Annotated in this window: 16 protein-coding genes and 1 CRISPR repeat array; of the genes, 12 read left to right on the top strand and 4 right to left on the bottom strand. The window is 44.5% G+C overall.

Annotated elements, in window-relative coordinates; genetic code table 11:
• Positions 1-22: 22 nt before the first annotated feature.
• A CRISPR array of direct repeats spans positions 23-3228; the repeat unit is 30 nt; unit sequence CTCGCAATTGGATCATAGTGGGATTGAAAC.
• A gap of 2259 nt (positions 3229-5487) precedes the next feature.
• The 7 genes from CRP01_RS40480 to CRP01_RS40450 all read left to right on the top strand — a co-directional run bounded on the left by CRP01_RS40480 (position 5488) and on the right by CRP01_RS40450 (position 13535).
• A complete protein-coding gene (locus tag CRP01_RS40480; protein WP_099155820.1) occupies positions 5488-6807 on the top strand; it encodes a hypothetical protein in 1320 nt (439 codons plus the stop codon).
• Positions 6808-7096: 289 nt separating this feature from the next.
• On the top strand, positions 7097-7741 hold the full coding sequence (locus tag CRP01_RS40475) for a ParA family protein (protein WP_185154599.1): 645 nt from the start codon (positions 7097-7099) through the stop codon (positions 7739-7741).
• A gap of 419 nt (positions 7742-8160) precedes the next feature.
• The gene (locus tag CRP01_RS40470; protein WP_099155818.1) at positions 8161-8460 is read left to right on the top strand and encodes a hypothetical protein; all 300 of its coding nucleotides are present in this window, start codon (positions 8161-8163) and stop codon (positions 8458-8460) included.
• Positions 8461-9281: 821 nt separating this feature from the next.
• Positions 9282-9494, top strand: a complete 213-nt coding sequence (locus CRP01_RS43585; protein WP_099155817.1) for a KilA-N domain-containing protein — start codon at positions 9282-9284, stop codon at positions 9492-9494.
• 38 nt (positions 9495-9532) lie between these two features.
• Positions 9533-10147: a hypothetical protein gene (locus tag CRP01_RS40460; RefSeq protein WP_099155816.1), complete on the top strand. Its 615-nt coding sequence runs from the start codon at positions 9533-9535 to the stop codon at positions 10145-10147.
• A gap of 1011 nt (positions 10148-11158) precedes the next feature.
• Positions 11159-12535, top strand: coding sequence for a replication initiation protein (locus CRP01_RS40455; protein WP_099155815.1), 1377 nt, complete (start codon positions 11159-11161; stop codon positions 12533-12535).
• Positions 12536-12701: 166 nt separating this feature from the next.
• Positions 12702-13535: a KilA-N domain-containing protein gene (locus tag CRP01_RS40450; RefSeq protein WP_099155814.1), complete on the top strand. Its 834-nt coding sequence runs from the start codon at positions 12702-12704 to the stop codon at positions 13533-13535.
• Positions 13536-13723: 188 nt separating this feature from the next.
• Here CRP01_RS40450 and CRP01_RS42075 read toward each other — a convergent pair whose 3' ends face one another.
• Complete coding sequence (locus tag CRP01_RS42075; RefSeq protein WP_143473754.1) at positions 13724-14560, bottom strand: hypothetical protein; 837 nt, start codon at positions 14558-14560, stop codon at positions 13724-13726.
• Positions 14561-14572: 12 nt separating this feature from the next.
• Entirely contained in the window at positions 14573-15934 is a 1362-nt protein-coding gene (locus CRP01_RS40440) for a metal-dependent hydrolase (protein ID WP_099155812.1), read from the bottom strand.
• A 175-nt stretch (positions 15935-16109) separates the two neighbouring features.
• On the opposite strand from CRP01_RS40440, the gene CRP01_RS40435 reads away from it, so the two are divergent.
• Positions 16110-16481: a four helix bundle protein gene (locus CRP01_RS40435; protein WP_099155811.1), complete on the top strand. Its 372-nt coding sequence runs from the start codon at positions 16110-16112 to the stop codon at positions 16479-16481.
• A gap of 129 nt (positions 16482-16610) precedes the next feature.
• On the opposite strand, the gene CRP01_RS40430 is transcribed toward CRP01_RS40435, so the two are convergent.
• Together CRP01_RS40430 and CRP01_RS40425 are read right to left on the bottom strand one after the other, a co-directional pair.
• Positions 16611-18140, bottom strand: a complete 1530-nt coding sequence (locus tag CRP01_RS40430; RefSeq protein ID WP_099155810.1) for a tyrosine-type recombinase/integrase — start codon at positions 18138-18140, stop codon at positions 16611-16613.
• A gap of 167 nt (positions 18141-18307) precedes the next feature.
• A complete protein-coding gene (locus CRP01_RS40425) occupies positions 18308-19204 on the bottom strand; it encodes a hypothetical protein (RefSeq protein WP_143473753.1) in 897 nt (298 codons plus the stop codon).
• A 517-nt stretch (positions 19205-19721) separates the two neighbouring features.
• On the opposite strand from CRP01_RS40425, the gene CRP01_RS42640 reads away from it, so the two are divergent.
• From CRP01_RS42640 to CRP01_RS40410, 4 genes are all read left to right on the top strand, one after another.
• A complete protein-coding gene (locus CRP01_RS42640) occupies positions 19722-19883 on the top strand; it encodes a hypothetical protein (RefSeq protein WP_170110751.1) in 162 nt (53 codons plus the stop codon).
• Between the two features lie 116 nt (positions 19884-19999).
• Complete coding sequence (locus tag CRP01_RS40420) at positions 20000-20224, top strand: KilA-N domain-containing protein (protein WP_099155808.1); 225 nt, start codon at positions 20000-20002, stop codon at positions 20222-20224.
• Positions 20224-20517: a hypothetical protein gene (locus tag CRP01_RS40415; protein ID WP_099155807.1), complete on the top strand. Its 294-nt coding sequence runs from the start codon at positions 20224-20226 to the stop codon at positions 20515-20517. Before CRP01_RS40420 ends, CRP01_RS40415 begins: the two co-directional genes overlap by 1 nt.
• Positions 20518-20913: 396 nt before the next feature.
• Positions 20914-22938: an NACHT domain-containing protein gene (locus tag CRP01_RS40410; RefSeq protein WP_099155806.1), complete on the top strand. Its 2025-nt coding sequence runs from the start codon at positions 20914-20916 to the stop codon at positions 22936-22938.
• Positions 22939-23011: the final 73 nt, after the last annotated feature.

Here is a 23011-nt window from a genome sequence, read left to right as displayed (position 1 = left end):
GGAAGCCAGTAAGCCACAACAACTCGCAATTGGATCATAGTGGGATTGAAACATGCTTTCATACACCGATTGGAGCATGGTGATGCCACTCGCAATTGGATCATAGTGGGATTGAAACAAACGAGATCGTCGGTACCATTTCCCTCGGCGTATTCTCGCAATTGGATCATAGTGGGATTGAAACATTGATTTTACATTGTTGCCTGTCAGCCTATCTAATTCTCGCAATTGGATCATAGTGGGATTGAAACACGAACTGCAGGCAGGAATCACCTGCAGCCTCACCGTCTCGCAATTGGATCATAGTGGGATTGAAACAGTGTTGCTAACCTGGGCAGCTTCCTAATGCAAAACAGCTCGCAATTGGATCATAGTGGGATTGAAACGTAAATTGCATAATTGTTAAAATTAAACTGTGTATCCCTCGCAATTGGATCATAGTGGGATTGAAACGTTGACGGAGACAGCCTTTATTTGGAAAACGGTGGTGCTCGCAATTGGATCATAGTGGGATTGAAACACCAGTCATCCAAGCCTACCAAAGAGAACTAGAGATACTCGCAATTGGATCATAGTGGGATTGAAACCTATATGCATGACCATACGGGTCTTCGCACGACAACCCTCGCAATTGGATCATAGTGGGATTGAAACTCTTCAAAGTATCCAGGCGAAGGCGAAAAGTGAATCCTCGCAATTGGATCATAGTGGGATTGAAACCACACAAACAGTCTCAGGCAACGTGACCACGATTACTCGCAATTGGATCATAGTGGGATTGAAACTCGAAGAACCGGCAGAATTTACCGGGGAAAACCTGCTCGCAATTGGATCATAGTGGGATTGAAACCTATTTCCGAAGATCGCCAGGAGGAATGGATTACCTGCTCGCAATTGGATCATAGTGGGATTGAAACGTAGACTGATAAGTTCCTTTTTTGAGGGGCTGTTCACTCGCAATTGGATCATAGTGGGATTGAAACTAAATAGCCTGTCCGATTTTAAACCAATCTGTAACCCTCGCAATTGGATCATAGTGGGATTGAAACTTTTTATTTACGACTAAACGCCCGTTGCGTTCACTTCTCGCAATTGGATCATAGTGGGATTGAAACATCGAATTACGGTGTTTAAGAACGCGAACGCTGCCGCCTCGCAATTGGATCATAGTGGGATTGAAACTTAGATTTGTCGCAATTGCTGCTCCTTTTTGAATTGCTCGCAATTGGATCATAGTGGGATTGAAACACGAACAACAGGGCGTTAGGTAATCGGGGGAAACCCCCTCGCAATTGGATCATAGTGGGATTGAAACCTGAAATTGATAAATACGGCAATGTACTCTCTATAACTCGCAATTGGATCATAGTGGGATTGAAACCAAGTCGGCATTCAAGTACCAGGAAAATGAATACCGGCTCGCAATTGGATCATAGTGGGATTGAAACAGCCTTGCACTCTAAAATCCTTTTTGTGGAAAAATCTCGCAATTGGATCATAGTGGGATTGAAACCATAGTTATTGCCGTCACGGTCCGGCTGCAGGCCGCCTCGCAATTGGATCATAGTGGGATTGAAACCAAGTACCATCCACACAAGTACCACCATTTTCACAACTCGCAATTGGATCATAGTGGGATTGAAACCAAGACGATGTGATACTGTCTGGTGGGCTTAGGACTCGCAATTGGATCATAGTGGGATTGAAACCAAGACGATGTGATACTGTCTGGTGGGCTTAGGACTCGCAATTGGATCATAGTGGGATTGAAACATAGGAGTCGTGGTGTAGAGGCTATCCGCTTTCGTCTCGCAATTGGATCATAGTGGGATTGAAACATAAGGAAATCACCAGGAGCGTCAGCCAGCTTTGAAACTCGCAATTGGATCATAGTGGGATTGAAACGTGTGTAGGTCCGGAAGGAAGTCTTTGTTTTCCGCTTCGCTCGCAATTGGATCATAGTGGGATTGAAACATTGCCATCCAAAAGCTTTTTCTTCTGAGTATCAAACTCGCAATTGGATCATAGTGGGATTGAAACCGGCTTTGATGATCATGTTCGGTATCCACAAGTGTCTCGCAATTGGATCATAGTGGGATTGAAACTTAAATCTCATGCGTGGTCAAAAAAGGCCGACCCCCTCGCAATTGGATCATAGTGGGATTGAAACCGTTTAAGTTATTCTTGGAGGCCCTGCACCGCTTCGCTCGCAATTGGATCATAGTGGGATTGAAACAGAATAGGTATGGCACGAGGTAAAAAAGGCGTCATGCTCGCAATTGGATCATAGTGGGATTGAAACATATCTACCCCGTTTGCACCTCCGAAGATGTGACCACCTCGCAATTGGATCATAGTGGGATTGAAACAGGAACGTGGATACGGAGCAAGAACGCTCGACAATTCTCGCAATTGGATCATAGTGGGATTGAAACATACTTGATTCACTTGATATAGTAAGTGGGCTTATTGCTCGCAATTGGATCATAGTGGGATTGAAACCAAATGGCTAGTAAAAAATCCAAAGTATTAAACCTCCTCGCAATTGGATCATAGTGGGATTGAAACAAAGCAAATTGATAGGATGCTCCAAATGGGTGCATTCTCGCAATTGGATCATAGTGGGATTGAAACTTTTATACGAAAATGGATTTCGATTGCCGGAGATCCTCGCAATTGGATCATAGTGGGATTGAAACACCGTAAATTCGCCGTACTGATAAATTGCCCGGTTGGCTCGCAATTGGATCATAGTGGGATTGAAACAGCATTGACCATTGCCTTAAATCCTTCCGGATTAGCTCTCGCAATTGGATCATAGTGGGATTGAAACTGGGATGAAACCGTGAAGTATGCGGAAAAGATCGCCTCGCAATTGGATCATAGTGGGATTGAAACCTTTCTCCCACGAAGAAATTGGTGCGCAAAGTACTTCTCGCAATTGGATCATAGTGGGATTGAAACAGATGAAGGCGTGGACGTTTCCAGTGATTTTTCGGGCTCGCAATTGGATCATAGTGGGATTGAAACATGGTGCCTCCGGATCCACCGGTGATCTGGACTACGCTCGCAATTGGATCATAGTGGGATTGAAACGGGTATTCCCGAACCGGACACCCGTAAAGGCCTGGGCTCGCAATTGGATCATAGTGGGATTGAAACAGTATAAAGCCGGCGGAGGGAAAGAGCAGATGCTCACTCGCAATTGGATCATGGTGGGATTGAAACTTTGGTAGGGTAGGTAAGCCACGCTGAACCCCATCCCTCGCAATTGGATCACGATGGGATTACATGCAATAAATACCGTATAATAAGGTAATCTTAGATATTTTAAACTGCAAACAACTGCATTAAACTGTATATTACTGCATCAACCTTTTTTTAACTGCAAAAAACTGCTTATTGCGGCTAAAGCAGTCTCAATCTGAGTCGAGATAAAAAATTCAGGATTTACTGCGCATCTAAAAACAAGGAGACAAATACCTCCCATTTGCCCCTAATCAAAATCCTAATTTTAGCAGAAAAGCGCTCCGAAAATCTCTAGGAATGATCTCATACCGAATGAGCGATCAAATGACTAAAATGAGGTTTTTCATCTATTTTGTTCTTTCTACCATAGATTAAAAACCATTTTCAAAAGAGAAATGCCATTTAAAGCCATTTTTACGGCCTCAGGATAAAAAATATAGTCTTTGCTTAAAGATTACTATCTTCAAAAAAATAATTCACTGTAGGACTTTAAAATCAGTTTTCACAATAAGGGAAATTCGAGCAATTGGAGAATTATCGACATGCACATCAGCAGCATTTCCGGAAACGACTTTCCTAAAAATGAATTTTCCTGAAAATAAAAATGGCCCAGGGGTGGGTTTCATTTCCATTTGCACGTTACTGACCATGATCTTGTTTCTGGTAAAAATTCCGGTATAAAAAGCAGTTTGCAAACTGCTTTTTACTGTTTTAAACTGCAAAAAACTGCTTTAAACTGATTAAGACTGTTTACTACTGCAATCTACTGGCATTTACGGTATGGGTGGATGGAGTAATTCGGTTTGAACAAGTTGAATATCTCCTTCGGATATTCTTTTCCGGCTCTACTTTCGGATAGCCCAAATCTGAATAGCGGATCTTGATGTTCATTTTCGCCTCTCTACTCTCCTCCCCTACTCTATTATATCCGGAGGCACCCGACTCTCCCAGCTCTTGCTTGCGTACGGGACGCAGTACTGATGGTTTCAGGCTGAATTACCCGGGTTGTTGAGGATGTGACGGACCTAATTGTACACCTGCCGGTTCTGTACTTTAGAAGGAAAACCCGTGTATGGAAAGGATCTCGAAAAAGTTAAACTGTAATTGCAGTTCTTTAACTGCATTTTACTGTAATGATATGCTGAAACGAAATATTGTCTATTTATTTTCTTCATTTGGAAATCGGCTATTGGCTACGGATTCAACAGTGGTTAAATGGTTTTAGCCACGAATGATCACGAATAATACATCTGCCGGACACATTCGTGTAGATAAATGAAGATCCGTGGCCCAAAAATGCGGTTTCAGCCACCTATCCAGACTGACGCCTGGTAATGTGCTCGAATAAATACCCTAATTAAGGATAAGACTAAAACTGCATTTACAGTTTTTATACTGCATCTTACTGCTGCAGAATTACGGGTAAACGCGAAGCTATTATAATCTATGCCTGTAGCGGCCAAATGGAACGCTACGCTACAGCTGAACGTCCTGATCGCTCAGGCTGGAGTCAGGACGGCGCGCTGTACCTTTTTTACACGGAATCATTACAAGAAAGGTTAAAACTGCATTTACAGTTTTTATACTGCATCTTACTGCTACAGAATTACGGGTAAACGCGAAGCTATAATCTATGCTTGTAGCGGCCAAATGGAACGCTACGCTGCAGCTGAATGTCCTAATGCTATAGCTAGAGCCAAGACGGCGCGCTGCACCTTCCTTAACACATAATCACTACCAGAAAGGTAAAAACTGTATTTGCAGTTCCTTAACTGCATTGTACTGCTTATAGACTGCGAAGTAATCAAGTAAAGTCAACCACTAATAAAAAAGTGTAAAATAAGACGTCAATAACGAACAGGAGTAAAACAGTTCTTTCTCAACGGCGAGGTGAGATCCCTGCCGTATCAGGTATAGAGGAAAAGCAAAACCGATCACAACGATTGCTCTCATAGATATTCGAAGTAGATAGGCATGCCATGAATTTTCTCAATTAGATATACCCCTGACTTATGACGGCTCTCTCTGAGCCACCACACCTCTTTCTTACCCATACTTTTTCACCCAAAAAGTGACCCTTCAGGCAAAAACGAATATAAATAAACTGTTTTTGCAGTTTTTATACTGCAAAAAACTGCATTTAACTGCAAAGGATTTATCTTTGAATAGATAGCCCTGCAAGGCCGACCGTGCAAGCCAAGCCAAGCAGGGGAGATTTTTCAACCTCAATAACAAGATATGAATTTCCAAAGTAAAACACAGGAAAGTGCCTATTATCAGGAATGGGCGTATGTACAAGGAAGAACCTTTTTACTCTTTCTACTCGCCCTGGGATCCCTGCTAGTCACCTTCAGGATTGGAGCCTACCTGGGGAGTCTACTGTTTCCGGATAGCCCGAAGCTCGTATTTGCAGTTAAAAGCGGGTTCGTTTTTCTGGGGTACCTGGGCATCGACTGGGTGCTGGCCACGGCCTTATCCAGTGCCTCCCATATTTCCGACAGTGATATAGTAATCATTGACGAAGATACCGGTAAGGAAACCCAAGCCTGCCCCACCTCCCGCAAGCGATCCGTCTGGATATTTGCGATAACCGCCCTACTCTCCACCATTGGCCTGTCGCTGGTCTCCAATCTATTTGTCAGCACGGAGATGGCCGGACAAAGTCACCTATTAACCTACAACGGGCAGATAGAACAAGCCATGAGCAACGATTCCCTGTTTAAAAGCAAGGCCTTTAAGCTACTCGAAAAAGCCGGTGACGAAGAACGTCAACGGATCGATGAGGCCCGCATGGAAAAAACCAAGCTAGTGCAGGAAGCCGTAGCTTCCGGTTCCAAAAGCTGGCAACAAGATTACGAAATGCACAAAAACAACCCCAAAGCCTGGTTTTGGGTATGCACCTCTTGTCCCAGAAGCTATCGGCAATATCGGCAACGTATCAAAGATGCCATGAATAAAGGAGATGCCATAATCGCTCAAGCCCAAGGATACCAGACCAAGCTGCAAGCCAGTCTTACCCCCACACTCTCCTACCAACTCGCAACGGACACTATGTTAGCCCAGGTACGCAATAACGTACTATCCCTAGAATCAGAACGCAGTCGCCGGGCATCCCTGATCAATCTCATCCTATTGACCCTCACCATAGGTGCCGGTTTACTCTCGCTTATTCTCACTTATGTGTTGCGGGAACACCGAAAAGAAAACGGACAACAAGTAGCCGAGAACCATGTACGACCGATCATGATGCTGTTAGACATGGTCCATGGCCTGGTGACCACACTTACCGATATCCTGTTCACGCTTTTTGCACAGCCGTTTCACTGGTTGAAAGAAAACGGATACCTCAAAACCTACCAGATCACGGAAAACCGTTTCACGGTAGCGTCTTACGGTAGCGTAGGCGGTAAGGATCCATCCGAGAAACGGATTTGCCGGAGCTGTAAAAAAGACATTTCCCATAAGCGGAGCGACGCCAAGTTTTGTAGTGATAAATGCCGTATGGACTACCACAACTACGTGCCGGGTCGGAATGGCTCAAACGGTTCACACGGGTGATAGGGGAGGAGGGGAGATTGGATGATGGGGAGATTGGATGACTTAGAGCAATGAGAAGGAGGTAAAAATCATAGATGAATTTTGCAAGAGGCACTTTCCAGGGTAGGGGAGTGCCTCTTTATTTTTACTGCATATTACTGCTTAAAAACTGTGTTAAACGCCTCTTGCAGTCTATGAAACTGCAATTGCAGTCTATAAGCAGTTCAAGGCAAATATTCTCTCCGGAAGCATTTCATTCTCCCGATTAATGGCTTATACTTGCAACCAATCATTTCAATCAAATGCATTTATGATCATAGCCATTACCAATCTAAAAGGAGGAAGCGGAAAAACCACCATCTCGGTAAACCTTGCCGTAAGCCTGACCCAACGGGGGAAATCCGTCTGCATTTTGGATACCGACGTCCAGCAGCGTTCTTCCATGAAATGGGCCGGTGACCGGGACGCCAGTCTGGCCCATATATCCGTGTACGGGGTAGAAGAAAGTCAGATCATTAAAGAGGCGGCAAAACTGAACAAAGAGTACGACATCGTAATACTGGACGGCTCGCCCCAATTGGCGGATCTCGCGGACAGTACCATGCTGGCCAGCGATATCGTGATCATTCCCATCAAGCCGAGTATTCTGGACTTTAGAAGTACCGAAGAATTCATCCTGCGATATAGAAGAATTAAATCGCTCAAAGAATCACAAGGGTTCAGATCGAATGCTTACTTCGTGATCAACGATGTAAAAAGTATGCATACTCTAACTTACAAAGATACGAAGGCAGCAGTCGAGGCCTTCGACGAACCCTTGTTGTATTCCTTTCCTAACCTGGTGGCCTTCCAGGACTCTTTACCCTTTGGTATGGGAGTGGCGGAATACAGCGATGTAAGGGCCCAGGAAGTATTCAACGAATTTACGGACAAGGTGGAAGGATTGTTTAGTTAACAGCACCCTGTGCTGTTTTTAGTCGTAAGTCGATAGTCATAAGTCAAGCAACTGATTAACAAACCGTTGAAAAATAGCGTATTAAGCGTTTCATCTGCTTGTTGATTTTCAAAAGCTTATGACAGAATGACTGCCCAAACCATTAATCAACGTGAGGTTCGCCTCATTGGGATAGCTAATTGATCAACAGCGGGGCCGTATTCCGTGTCCGGGAAGCTAGATTGTTGGATGGCTAGAAGGCTGTGGTAAAGGGAAGCGTCAACCATCTAGCCCTATTAACCATCAATTCTCGAAGAGCCTCTTGATTACTGGGATATTGCTCCTAATGCGAAGGTTTTTGGTCAAACGTTAATTAACAAAGTTGGAAATAAATCAAATGAACCGCGAATATCTGTCTCTTAATCTATAAATTTTTCAGCATGGCGAAACGACAAAGAAAAGGATTTCAACCAACCATTGCCTCCAGCGCAGATCAGGATAAGATAGAAGAACTGGCCCGGCAGCTTAAGGAAGAAAAGCAACCCAAAGTCAAAGAGGAACCCGAAGAGGAGCCGAAGGTAGAAAAACAAGAAACGGTCCGGATCACTATTGATATTCCCACCGGATTTCATAAAGAGCTCAAAAGGGCTACGAAAATGATGGGGCAGACCTTGAAGGGCTATTTCCTTTATCTGGCCCGGCAGGATATTGAGCGGAAGAAAGAGAGAGGGGATTTGTGAGGTGGTGGTTAGTAGGGGGTTTGGAGTTTGGAGCAGGGGGTAGGGTAGGAGCGCCCGATAGGAGTGTGTGTTCAAGTTTCTGGGTGCTAAAGTGTTCATGAACGGGCTATTTCGCTGAAATTCGGCATGCTGCTATTCGAGGCACTTAAAATTAAAAAATTCTTTAGCCACACTAGATTTGTCCGGCGTGGAATCCCGACATCTTCTCGCCACCTAACCTTATCTTCCAAATGTTATACCAGGATGCATCTGATTTTCCCGACACCTATCGGCGTACGGGACGCGGTGTGGATGGCCAGGATCGATGGCCTATATTGTTAAGGATGTGGCCGATCTAAATGCACAATACCTGACGTTGCCTAGTATAGCTTTTGCTTCGTTCTTTCCGAACAGTTACTGGGGTATTATCTAAGCATCAGCTAACTGCAATTAACTTAAAATGCAGTATATTGCAGTTTTTAAACTGCTAAAACAGTTTTATATAGGATGTCTAAAGCATGCAGTTAAAGCTGAAGCAGCGCATCAAACCCGTAAATGATAAAACGTAATGGATTTCAAAGCAGAGATCGATGTATTCAACACTAAAGTGAGAGTGGTTAAAATCGATGACGCAGATTACATTTGCATTACCGATCTGGCCAGATATAAAAACCCGGATAAGTAATAAGAAGCTGGCTCAACACCAAAAGGGAACCCGAATTCCTGCAGGAATGGGAGACCGCCTACAACCCAGATTTTAAAACTACTACATCTAGTAGTTTTAGAGGATTTAAGGAGTACGTAGTCGAAGTATTCCTGAAAAACCTAAGCTCGGTGGGCAAATGGATATCCTACACCAATGCCAAAGGGATCTTCACCCAGAGAGAACGATACGGGGCACTTATGCTCATTCCACCATTGCCCTGAACTTTGCCAACTATATTCACGCCAAATTTTACATCAGAGTGCTGGAAGAGTACCAGGTACTCAAACAAAACCAAGCCGCATTATTGGGGGATTTTAGGGGGCTTTACCAAAGCAATGCTTACCTTTGATTTTCATTTTTTAGACGCTGATAAATCTCTGATTAACAATGAAACAATTCTTGCTCGCGCTTTTCGGCCTCTTTTTTCTGACGAATGCCACCGCTCAAACCTGTTTGCAACTGCCCAACCCTTCTTTCGAAAGCGAATACAGCAAACCAGGAAAAGCACCGGACGGCTGGTTAGATTGCGGCTTTGCGGGAGAAACGCCTCCCGATACCGGGCCGGATGCCACCTTCTCCGTTCCCCAGCAAGCGCAACACGGTAAGCATTTTCTGGGGCTGGTGGTCCGGGATAATGATACCTGGGAATCCGTCGCTCAGCCCTTTAAAAAACCGTTACAAGCGGATAGTTTATATCAATTCAGCGTTTACCTGGCCCGTTCGCCACTCTACATCAGTGTAAGCAGGATTACCGAAGAGACCGTCAATTATAACATTCCGGTCGTTTTGCGGGTATGGGCCGGTATGACGCCCTGCGATAAGGTGCAGCTGATTGCTGTGACAAAACCGGTCATCCATGACACCTGGAAGCCATACAACTTTATTTTTACGGCAGATTCCGATTGGCAGTACCTGATCCTGGAAGCTTATTATAATACTAATAAAGCATATCCCTACTGCGGAAATTTGCTGGTGGATAATATTTGTTATTCGGATAATTGACGAACTATACAGCATCCCAAAAGCATCTTGAAGAAGCGCTGCAAATCAGGGACTTAAGTCAATTATAACAAATTGAGGAATTGCCGATAATTACCTTTTGAGCTGCTTAAATTCCTTACTCCAGTCCGAAAATTTCCCATTTCTTGACCATTTATCCTTGCTTTTTTGAGCCCTACATTCCAGCATATACCCAGGTAATTCCGGCGAAAGCTAGTAAAAAGCCCATTATTTCAGCAAAAAGCTGACTTTCAAGAAGGGATCGCTTTAAACTATAACACATTGAGGAATCGCCCAGGAAATCTTTTTTTAAAGCTGAAGTATAACAAATTGAGGAAATCGCCGGAAAACACCTTTAAAAAGTACATTTGAAGTATAACAAATTGAAGGAGTTCATACAGGCATGTCCCTAAACAAGCGATCCGGAGGTTTATCTATTTGACCTCATTTCAACAAAAAAAGGTCATTAAAAGCAGGGAAAAGGGTAGGGTTTATTTTTCAAAAAATAAAGTTAAAACAACAACAGATATGCAAAAACACCTCTTATTTCAGGCTAATTATAACATATTGAGGGTAAAATACGCTTTGTTGTTGTTTTTTCTCTTTTAACTTGTTTAATTCTTTTCGGTGCTTCTAACTAATTGATTTACTGTTGTTTACAATGATAAGTATAACAAATTGAGGACTAACTATAACGTTTTGAGGATTAACTATAACAGATCGAGGGTTTTTTATAACAAATCGAGGGATTATTATAACATATTGAGGGTTTTTTTATAACTTGCAAGCGCTTACCATCTGAAAAATAACATATTAGCAGTAGGATAATTCCGACACCTCCCGTGTGGAGGGGCTGGGCGTGGTTCGCAGCATTTGCCGGCTACTTTGCTTTTGGAGCATTTCTTTTAACAAGAAGCCCCAAGGAGCAGCCGCTTATTCCTGTTTTGCACACGCCCAAAATAATACTTCTAACTATAACACTTTGAGGAAGTGTTTTACAAACTGTGATTTGTTATGAGTAGAGCTGTTGCCAAAAAAAAGGATGAAAGGAACGTCATCAAGTTAGTCCGGAAATCAAATGAGTTGGTAGAAGCCCGGTACAAGTTTGATATCTGGGAGACCCGGGTGTTCACCAAGATGCTCACCATGGTCCGCAAATCAGACAAAGACTTTCAGACCTATCGCATCTACCTTAAAGATGTCATCCGGGAATACGGCTTGGAAAACAACAAGGACGCTTACGAACGTCTTCGTGCCGGCGGTTTCAAACTCATGCGCAAGATCGTCAAGGTAATAAGGAACACCGAAGAAGGCTTAATGGAGTTGAACACCCCCATTGTGGTCGGGGTAGAAAATCTGGTGAATAACGAACCGGAGGACGCCAAGTTTATAGACGTATCTTTCCATCCCAAAATGAAGCCATTCCTATTATCCTTGCAATCTCATTTCACCATTTACGATGTCCGGAACATCCTCAGTCTTCCCAGTTCCTATTCCATTCGCATTTACGAATTGCTCAAGCAATACCAAACCATCGGTCGCAGAAAATTCCTATTGAAGGAGTTGAAAGAGATCATAGGCGTGATCGAAGAAATTGACGTCAACGGGAAAAAGAAGTACAAAGACAACTATCCTTTATACGGCAATTTCAAACAACGGGTGCTCAAAAAAGCCCAGAGAGACCTCAAGAAAAACACGGATATTTTTTTTACGTTTGAAGAGATCAAAAGGGGGAGGGCCGTCAATGCGCTGATTTTTCACATACACGCCAATACTCCATGGCTGGAGGGGCTAAAAGAAAGTACAACCGAACCACTGGATGAACTGACGGCCAAGATCTACCAGCAGGTAAAACATTGGGTTAGTCTGGACGTTGTGAAAAGCTGGGTGGACACCTACCCCGAAGCACAGATTAAAAACGGTGTTGCCTATACCTTGCGGCAATTGAAAGCCGGGACCGATATACCAAATGTGGGAGGATACCTTCAAACGATGGTGAAGCAGGAGAACCTGATCGATCCGAAGGATGAAAAGCGCAAACGAGCGCTGGCTAGAAAACAGCAAGAGCAAGCGGAAGAGCAGAAGAAAGTAGAGCTGGATGCATCCCTCAAAATGTTATACATAACCATTCAGGAAAAGGAAACTGAGGTGATAGATAATATTTTATCCGCTCATCCGGACGCCCGGGAGGAAGCGATCGGGCTGGTCACTACCTCTCGGTTTGCCCATTATGATACTTCTCTTTCGCTGGAAGAAAACATGAAGAATCCATTGGTGTTGGCGTCCTTTCGCAATGCAATCAAAAAGCTGTATCCCTCGCAGTTTGAGGCGATCGATGAGGCTTATGCTCCGCGGGTACAGGCATTGAAGGCAGAGTTGGCAAGATTGTGATAGAAGCACACGGGCCGGCACTACGAGGCTCATTTGTGGTGTTGCTGAAGCTGGTGCCCTGATCATTAAATACTTACCTGTGAGGAAGCAGCAATGATGCATGACAACTTCATCTACATCGTTTAAAGAATAACTCATTCATCACACGATCCTTATTATCGATCATATGTCAAAGAAAAACATTGAAGTTGAAGGCTTAATCATTCGGATCGAGCCGATTAAGGATAAAGACTATATCAGTTTAACGGACATAGCCAAAAAGGCGAGTGAAGAAAAACCTGCCTATACCATCCAGAATTGGATACGCAACAACAACACCATCCGTTATCTGGCGAAATGGGAAGAAGTACACAACAGCGACGTAAAGGTTGTGCATTTGCACGACCTTTTAGAATTGTTCACCAACAATAGGGCGGCGGTATCCCCGCAAAGATGGATTGACGAGGTTGGCGCCATTGGATTAGTGCAAAAAGCAGGGCGTGGCGGCGGCACGTACGCCCACTCAGACATTGCCCTCAATTTTTGCTATTGGCTAAGTCCTGAATTTCAGATCTATTTCATCAAGGAGTTTCAAAGGCTCAAAGAAAGAGAATCACTCGGCTTGGGGACACAATGGACTGTACGCCGTGAGATAACCAAAGCCAATTACCCGCTTGTTACCCGAGCCATAAGAGATAATCTAATCCCACGGGAGCTTTCCAAAAGTAGTCGTGGCGGGGTCTATGCAAGCGAAGCTGATATTTTAAATATGGCCGTATTCGGAAAAACTGCTAAGCAGTGGAAGCTCTCCAACCCGGGAGCGAAAGGGAATATTCGCGATGATGAAAATACCGATATTGTTGATCTTTTGATCTTGTCTAATTTACAAGTGCTTGATGCCAGCTTGATTGGGTGGGGATGCGACCAGGAACAGCGGATAGAAATTCTATCGGAAAAGGCACGAGAGCAACGGGATATATTATCTAAAACAGCCGCTGTTAAACGAATAAAAAATAGTTGAGCTAGGAAGCACTAAAACATTATTTAAGGTCTGATCAACTAACCATTTTAGGCTCTTCTACACTTTTCGCTTTTTGGTAGCCTGGGAAAAAAAAAACAACTGTGCGAATTTTTATGTACTCAAATTTGAGTATAATAGAACATGTTTAAAATCCCGTCAATCGGCTACAAACGGCAAATTTTATCGGATCAGTAGTGACAATGAAGCTTAATTTTAGAGATCAGTCGCCCAAGCTGATGCTCTTTCTGTTCTACCGCCTGTTGTTGTAGGAGGTAAGTCCGTTTGGCCTGCAAGAAATCCGAAGGCGCCAATTCCTGGCGTTGGTATTCATCCTCTTTAATGCGAAAAAGATCCGTTTCGATGGCGAACAGCTCCTGTTGCGTCCGGTACTCATTATGTAATTGTTGGTATTGGAGAAGTAGATCTGCTAGTTGATTTTTTGCTATTTCGGCGGACTGTTGTTGCATTTGGATGATCTGCTCGCGTTTGGACGCTCTTTGTTGTTTGGCTTTTTGGGTTTGGTATAGGATGCCGGAAGAGAGGCTGATGCTGGGGCGGGGTTGTCCATCCAATGCATAGGTGATGCCTAGATTGGGGAGGAATTTAAGCCATTCGCCTTTTTTGGAGTCTTTGAATTCGAGGAGCTGGGAGTGGGTTTGTTGGGCGTGGAAGGAGTCGATGGATTGGTGCAATTGGATGATGGGGGGTAATGAATCGGGTTGATGATTTGATGATCTGATACTGCGATGCTGTGATTCTGTGATGTTGCGATGTTGTGATGATTCGATAATACGATAGTTTGATGGTTGATATAGGGCAGGGAGCTGGGGGCGTGGGGCATGGGGTTTGGCACTGCTGGAATTTGGCTTGAGGGATTTGATTGATGGTTTGATTGCTCCATGGTTCAATTGGGGGATTTTTTGATGATGGGAGGTTGGATTGGGGCTTGAGGCGCATTGCAATGCGCCTGTACTGCGAAGAAGGGGAAAAATGAAGGCTATAACGATAGGAAAAATGATTTTCATGGTGGTGGATTTTTAGATGATGGTAACGAAAGTGATGTGACCGGAGAGGAGAGGGGGCGCAGGGGGGACTGGGGGCGCTGGTGACTGCAGCTTTGCCCGGCGTTCCAGGTTTTTAAGTTTTTCCTGTTTTTGGAGTTGCGCGATCTCGATGGCGAGGTTGCGTTCCGCTTCGAAGTCCGGTTGGGAGGGTTTGGTTTTGCGGAGTGTTTCGAGTTGCTGGTAGTATCTCTCCTGGGTGGGCATGTCGGTTGCCCGGCGGATCTGCTGTTTGAGTTGTCGAATATCCCGTTCTCGGGTGAGGAGTTGGTGGTGATATAACCGATTGCGGGTTTGCGTTTGTTGCAATTTGTTTTGAAGGAGGGGAATGCGGGGATTTGGCTCGTAGAAGAAAGGTATCTTTTGGGATGCTGTTGCGGACAAGGTATCTTTTGGCGTTAAGAACACCAGATCGGTCAGGTACTTTTCATGGATGCGCTTTTGTTCGGTGGTGTGGCCTTGCAGGAGGACGAAGAACGGCAGCGTACTGCTCAGGTCGATTTCGGCGATGAGCTGATCTTTAACCAGTTGGTTGAGGCTATCCAGGGAGACATTAATGATCGACAGGTGCTCGTAAACGAATTTGCGGCCCGTGTGGCGGGGTAGTAGTTTGTTGAGGACCATCGATTGTTTATCGAGTCGCCGGAAGCGGCCATTTTCCAGGAGGATGGCGTACTGCTCCGTCACCTCAATGCAGTAGCCGCGGCCGGAGATGGGTTCGGTGCCGACTTTGGCCTGGTAGCTGACCTCCAGGAGATCATCCGCTTTATGAAATTCGCTGACTACATGTTTGAGAGTACCGAAGGTACGGTTGTAGGTCGTCCAGAAGCCCTGTTCGAATAGCGGTCGCATGAAGAGGGCTGCGAGGAGGAAGAGACAAAATGCGATGGTCTCGGCCCGGCGGTCGTCGTTGCGGATCCGCCACTTGGGGTTGGCCGGCATGACGAACGGATTCTTGCTGAAAGGGTAGAGTAGGGGCACGCCCATGAGGGTGACCATGTCGAGGAGCAGATGGGAGAAATAGGCGAAGAAATAAATAAGGGCCAGGGGGCTGCTGCCGGAAATGCTTTTTTCGATCAGTGCAAATAGAAAAGTGGAGCTGACCAGGGCTACGGCGCTGTGGGTGATGGTGCGGTGGCCCCAGCGCCGGTTGATGGCCCTGGCAATGGGTTTGAGGCTGCGGCCGATGATGGATTTGGGGTGATCGATATCGGGTAGGAGGGAGGCGATGGCCATGACTCCAACGGATGCCGGACTGTTGAAGATGTTGAGGTTGCAGAGGGCGGCGCCGAAGCCGGTGATGATGAGGCCGCCGGCGAGGTGGTTGGGGGTGCGCATGGGTTGATGGTTATGATGGTTTGATGGCTGGGATGGTTGTTATGGTTTGATGGTTAGGATGGCTGGATTGTTTGATGGTTGTTATGGTTTGATGGCTGGGATGGTTGGAACTGGGGGAAAGATTTGGGGTCAAATTGTCCTTGATAGCATAGATAAATGGCCTTAAAATAGGTGGATGGAATATATGAAACTGGAAAAGATCGATGCTTATGTCCATGCCCATCAATTGGGGAATGAGATTTGGGAGCTTGTGGATCAATGGGAAAGCTTTGCTCGTTGGAGTATCGGTATTCAAATTACCAAATCTGCGGATTCGATATCTGCAAACATTGCAGAAGGTTTTGGACGATATTACAAGAAAGAGAAGATTCGTTTTTACCGTTATGGTTCCGGGTCTGTTTGGGAAACCAGAGAATGGCTGATTAAGGCGAAACAACGTAAGTTGATCCCCGATCAGCAGGCTGATGCGCTTATATCCGGTGTGGAAGAGCTCCCGAAAATGATCAACCGGCTGATCTTGTATACGAACCAAAAACTGAACCATTAGAGGGGCGATTTTTACCTTAGATTTTGTATTCATTTTTCTGAATATTTGAGTATGTCCTAATAGCCATCCATCCAGCCATCATAGCCATCAAGACCATCCAACCATTATAGCCATCCAACCAGGAAACCATCACAACCATTTCCTTTTAAGCGACCGGAAGATCGGGCGAGCGAAGATGGCAAAGACCAGGGCGAGTCCGCCAATGAGGCGAAAAGCGCCACCATCTTCTCCGAATTCGGAGCCCATGTAGCGGAGGCCCATGAGGGAGGAGATGCAGATGATGAGGATAACCGTGAAATCAATTTCATTTTTGGAAGCGGTGTGTTTGATGCGTTCGGTGGCTTCGACGGTGATGCGCGGCTCTTTGGCGAGGCGGTCGATCATTTCGATGATGTAGAGGGGATTACCCTGGGTGTCCTCCCAGATGCGGTTTTTGTAGGATTCGAAGTCTTCGATGCGATCCAGGTGGGAAGTGCTGAGGCGCTCGATGAGGGTGATGGACTCGGGGCGGGGTAGGGGCGTGAGCTCGATGATCTCGAAATTGGAAAAAGCCGTTCGGTACTCCATGCGGATACGGCGGCCGGCGGCGATGATGTGGAAGTGGTTTTTGAAATTTTCCAGGATCCGGACGCCCGATTTGGTGATGTTGGTGACGTCATCGATGACGATGGTGTATTCCTTTTCGCGGGTTACTTCAATGGCGAGCTCGCAGAGGCGCTTAATGCTTTCGCGGGTGGCGACTTTGGTTTCGAAATCCCGGCGGGTTTCGGTGCGGGAGATGAGTTTGAGGATTTCCTCTTTGTCGTTATCGAATAGTTCTAACAATAAGCCGCCGAGTAAACGTTTGGGATATTGGAATTCATCCATGCGGATGATGTTGCCCCGTTGGTAGTTATCCAGGAGATGGGATTTACCGATTCCCTGTTCCCCGATCAGCACCGTATTTACCTTTTTCGCAGCTAGCTCATAGAGTTGTGCAATCTCCGCTTTTCGGCCCACGTGGAACTTGGTCAGTCCCGTTTTGGTATGGGTGATGGGAATTTCCGAAGGTGTCCCTTTTGGGGGAGTAAAGAGGCGTTGCCAGAAAGTGGGTTGTTGCTCGATGCTATCGATCGCAAGGCGCATTTGTTGCTGGGGGACGTGCAGGTAGATCTCCGTGGTTTTTACACTTTTATGGCCAAGTAGTTCTTTGGCCACCTTGATGTCATTGCCTTTGCTGACAATGTTGCTGGCAAAGTGATGTCGTAGCATGTGCGGATGAATGTTCTGGTTGCTGTACTTTTTAATCCGTCGCCAGACGCTGCGTCGGTCCAGGTGTGGTTTGGAGGAACCGCGGCCGGCGGGGAAGACGTAAGCATCTGCCGAGTGATCTTTGAGTTTAGGCCAGTATTGCGCGAATGCCTGGATGACATTATCCGTAAGGGGGATGAAGCGGAGTTTATCTTTTTGGGATTTGCGCTTTTTCAGGCTTCTGACGGTAAGCACCTTGTTTTCAAAATCGAAGTCGCGGATCTGTAAGCGAACCACTTCAGAAACCCTTAGTCCCGCCTCCTGCATGAGGAGGACGATCAGTTTGTACTTGTAATTTCGGTCGGCTCGTTGATGGACCTGTTCAAGTTCTTCGGATGTAGGTAGGTTGGGGGTATGGTAATTAGCCATGGCAAGTAAGATTAAATTAGGATCAAGAGGCGCATGCAATGCGCCTCCACACTTGAGAAAAAAAATATGCCCGGGGGTAGTGGGGGGCGACAGAATGACCATTCTGTCGCCCCCCCATTTTTGGCAAAAGGGTGACCTGAAATGGCCCTTAAAATTCTTGCAAACTTCTAAGGGATATATTGGAAGAACTCCACTTCAAATTCAAAGCCGTCGGCCACTTCCTGGAGGCAATCCAGATAACAATCCGGAATGACCACATCCAGGAGGAAGCGATCATTGAGTCGATTGCGGTGGACTTCCCAGTCGGCCTGTTCGAGGCATTCGCCGGCGAGGCCGATCCAAACGCTATGAGGAACCAGCTGCATGCTGCTGCCGATGCGGAGTAGCGACTGTTCGGTGCCCAGTTGGGGGTGTTGCGAAATACGCATGGAAAAATCCTTTGGCCCGGGCTCCTGGAATACCTGATAATCGTAGGTAGGGTGCCAGATGCCGGCCGTATCGCTTTGTGCTTTGAGGTGAATGAGTTCTTGTTGTTGATCGTAGAATCCGCGGAGATAAAAGGGTGTAGGCAGGACCGGATAGGTTTCCAGAATTTGAAAAGCAAAATAGATAGGCTGATCGGTCGTTTGCAAGCATTTCCAATAGGTGCTGTCTAGTCGGGCAATGAGCAGGTAATCTTTTTCCCGAGCGGTAGTGACAGTAAATTCGATGCCGGTAGCTGTATTTCCCGGATCGAGGCATTCGGAGGAAGCTATCTGGAACCAATTGGGACGAATAGGGTAGGGGCTGCTAATAATGATCTCCCGGTAATGTTCGAAAGTGGAAGCATAGAAGCGAAAGGGAAGTTCCGCTTCGGGAGTGGGTTCTACGGCATAGTGCAAACGATCGTCGGTTTGCAGTTGGACGTAGTATGCAGTTGAGTCATTCTCGTAAAGCGCATTGATCTGATAATTTACCGGTCCCCAGCGATCAGAGGCCGGATCGGAAATCTCCGGTTCTTCCGGAGGGTTACAATTGGATAAAACTAAACTGAGAGCAACTAAAGTTAAGCAACGCATTTTCATGACAATTCATTATGGTTAAAAAATTACAATCGGGTGCAGGGCGCACCATTAGGTACTAGAAATGTATTCCGCCTTCGGAATGTCCTTTCCAGGCCCATTCAGTTTGTCATTTTGTTGCTTAGCTACATTTTGAGGTGAGAAGGCCGCCGGTAAAAAAAAAGTCAAGAATCGGCGATCTGTTCCTGAAAGATATTGATTTTATGCTTTTCTATCAAGTTATTTAGTTATTTTTTACGTTTACTCATTTATTTAAATCTTACCAGAAAAAAATAAATGAGTAAAATTTCGCATTGTAAAATGCGAAATGCTTTCAGCCATACAAAGTTCATTAAGAGCGATCTCTGAAAAAAATATGGAGTCAAGGTTAAAAAAGTTATTTGCATTTATTACCGTGAGGGTTGATGATTTGATGCTGATGGCTTGGTTATATTGTTTTTTGTTTGGGATGGCTTTGCCTCTCAGGTAACATAGAAAAATATAAACCCCCTCAAATCTGAGGGGGGTTTATCAGAAGCTTATGAAAAAGCAGAAGATCGTTGTCAACGACATTGAGTTAAAGTACTACGAGAAAGAAGACATCACCTTTATTAGCCTGACCGAAATCGCCAAAAAATTCAATACCAATACCGATGTAGTGATCCAAAACTGGATGCGTACCGGTAATACCCTGATACCCTAGATTTTCTAGGTCTCTGGGAAACCCGATGCAGCCTTCCGGGAGTTCCGCATGCATGCGGTAGTGGCGACTTTTTCCTGTAGCCCTAACAACGGATCGAAAAAACCGGCGCCATCGGCATGGAATCCCGGACGGGTAGGGGAGGAGGGACTTACGCTCACCGGGACATCGCTCTGGAATTTTGTTCCAGTTTATCTGCTGCCTTTCGCCTGTATATGGTCCGGGAGTTTCAGCGCCTCAAAGAAGAAGAAGCCGAAAGGAAGGGCCTTACCTGGAATGTCTACCGGCCAAGGCCAACTACCTGGTACGTTCCGAAGCGGTACGCGAGAATCAGGTACCTCTGATGGAATGGAACACCAAAAAAGAAGCCATTTACCAGGCTTCGGAAGCTGATATGATCAACATGGTCGTTTTCGGCTGTACCGCCAAGGAATGGCGCAGTCATAACCCGGATCTAAAAGGCAATATCCGCGATCATGCTTACGCACTGGAACTGCTGGTACTGGCGAATATGGAGATCCTGAACTCCCGGTTTCTGCAACTACAAGCCACAGCGGTCCATTATTTTAGTGTGCTGGCTAATGCGCCGGCGATAAAACGGTTGGAGTCGCGGGGAAAGAAAGCCATTGAGGATTAAAGAAAGCGATTTGACGAAAGTCACTCTTCCGCTGATATTTCCCTGACTCTTCGGGTACGGAGGCAGGCTGTTACGAAAAGGGGCTTTGGGTAAGGCTACCATCCCCTTTCCAACTCAGAAGTAGGGCCCCAACCCCACTCTGCGGGATACCGACGGCTAACAATCATTAATCCCTCGACTCAGCTAGAAAACTGTTCTTTAGAGAATCAAAAAAATTGCGGGACTTGGTGTGCGGAAAATACGTGGACTCGAGGTGCAAATGTCGAATAGCGAAAAGAATAAAGCACCTCGTTTGACTTCGAATACAAATAGAGGAATGAAATTATGAGGCATAACTAACAATGTTTTATTACCTTGTTACCTTTCCAATAATTAAAGAAAGTAGCAACAGAATCAATGGACATCTCAGACTTTAAAAAATTATTGGCAAAAGGCGAAATTGAAGAAGTAATAACAGCCCTTTTAAAAGACCCTGGCAACCTATCCAAAACATTAAAAAAAAAAGCGCTGGTAATTTCTACTAGATACCAGCAGCTTCAAATTAACATTCATAAAGGTATCATTAGTGAAGAGAAAGCAATTCTTGAAAGTAATAGAATCAATGACTCCTTACTCCATATTTTAACCAGATTAGACAATTTAGTCTCTCAAGAGAATCTCCAGGAAATCCGCCAAGGATTGCGAGAAATTTATGAAAACCGAATTAACAGTAAACTTGCCGCTCGATTTCCAATCAATTTAGAACTTAAATACTCCACTGAGGGTACCACTTCCCGAGCCGCTCTATACGACAATCGAACAATTCGTTCCACAAAAATAAAGGATGAGCTTATTACCCTTTTTGACAAACACAGAGGGCGATTATTGATTATTGGTGAACCAGGGTCCGGTAAAACCACTCTTTTGCTTCAATTGGCCCTTAAACTTTTGGAAAAAGAAAATGCTCGAATTCCGATTGTTATAAACATCGCCACCTGGAGAGAAAGGTTTTCATCAGTACAAGAATGGCTCACAGAACTCCTACCCCAAATGGGATTTTCAAAAGGACTTACAAAAAACATATTAACAGAAGACCGCCTTTTACCATTATTTGATGGACTAGATGAATTAGATGAATTAGATGAGGAATACCGACAAACTTGTTTAGAAGCCATTGGAGAATATGGGAAAAATCAAAATTCAGATTATATTATTTGTTCCCGAATTCAAGAATATGCACAAGGTATAGATGCTCCCGTTTATTGCCAGATCATGGTAAAGCCCCTTACCCTCCAACAAATACAAATCAGCCTTAAAGAACAGAATTCACCTGAAACAAGAGGGATATTGGATGCGATTGGTAAAGATACTTTGATCAGCGATGCTATTAAGACACCATTCTACCTAAATATAATCCAGCAACTTTTTGCCTCCATGAAATCCTGGGATGAATTTGGTTTTCGTAGTGGTTCATTGGAAGGAAGGAAGAAAGAAATTGTAGAATGTTTCATTCAATCCTCTACTAAAAGTATTACTGATTATAGTTCAATTAAGGTGAAAAAATGGCTTTCTTTTTTAGCATACCGAATGAATGATAGGAATGATGTCACTTTTGAATTGGTAAACCTACAATATGATTGGATTATTATAAATAATTTTCAACTGTTCATTGCCAAAATACTTAAAGGTATAGTCGGAGGATTGGTAATCGGAATTGTCGTTGGTCTATTTGGAAGTTTTATTGGAAGCCTGATTCTTATTAGTGAGTTAAATTTAAACAAAGGCCTGACTGAAGGTATATTGACTGGCCTAGCTGGAGGTATATTGACTGGCCTAATTTTGGGTTTATTTATAAGCTTAATTGTAGGTTTAACCATTAGCCTTTCAGGGGGATCTATCAATATCTTAACAAAAGACCGAGTAAATTGGTCACTTTCCACATTTAGGAAAAGTGTAAAAAAATATCTGTCTTTTGGGCTGGTTCTAAGTTTAATCTTGTTTTTGACATACGATTCTCTTTACGATCAGATTTACATTTTGACGGTTGGCACCCATTCCGGATCGGTTACAGATTTTTCGCTAATAGACAGTTTAAAAGGTTATTTTTACGATTTTTTTTACGGTATTATTACAGGTGTTATCTCATGTTTAATTTTAGATTTGGCTGTAATTAATATATTCAATGGGACAAAATCGGCACTAATATTATTACGGAGAAGTTTTCAGGAAGTTCTTGTTAGAAGTCTAATAATTGGCTTGACTATTGCTGCTCTATACTGGGTGATTTTTGACATAGTTCTCGATCTATTATATGACTTAGTGGATGGCCTGGTATTTGATCTAATTGAAAGTTTAATTTCAGGTATTACTATTGGGATGATATTGAGTGTCATCTTAGAGACTGTTTTAAAACCTAATAATTACGCCGCATCAATAATCTGATAGAGGCAATATAAATCATACTTCGACTATGTTTTGGATTATATTCATAATCCTTACTCAAACGCCTAGCATG

Source organism: Flavilitoribacter nigricans DSM 23189 = NBRC 102662 (genome assembly GCF_002646595.1).
GTDB classification, from domain to species: domain Bacteria; phylum Bacteroidota; class Bacteroidia; order Chitinophagales; family Saprospiraceae; genus Flavilitoribacter; species Flavilitoribacter nigricans.
This window is presented reverse-complemented; position numbering and strand designations above follow the sequence as displayed.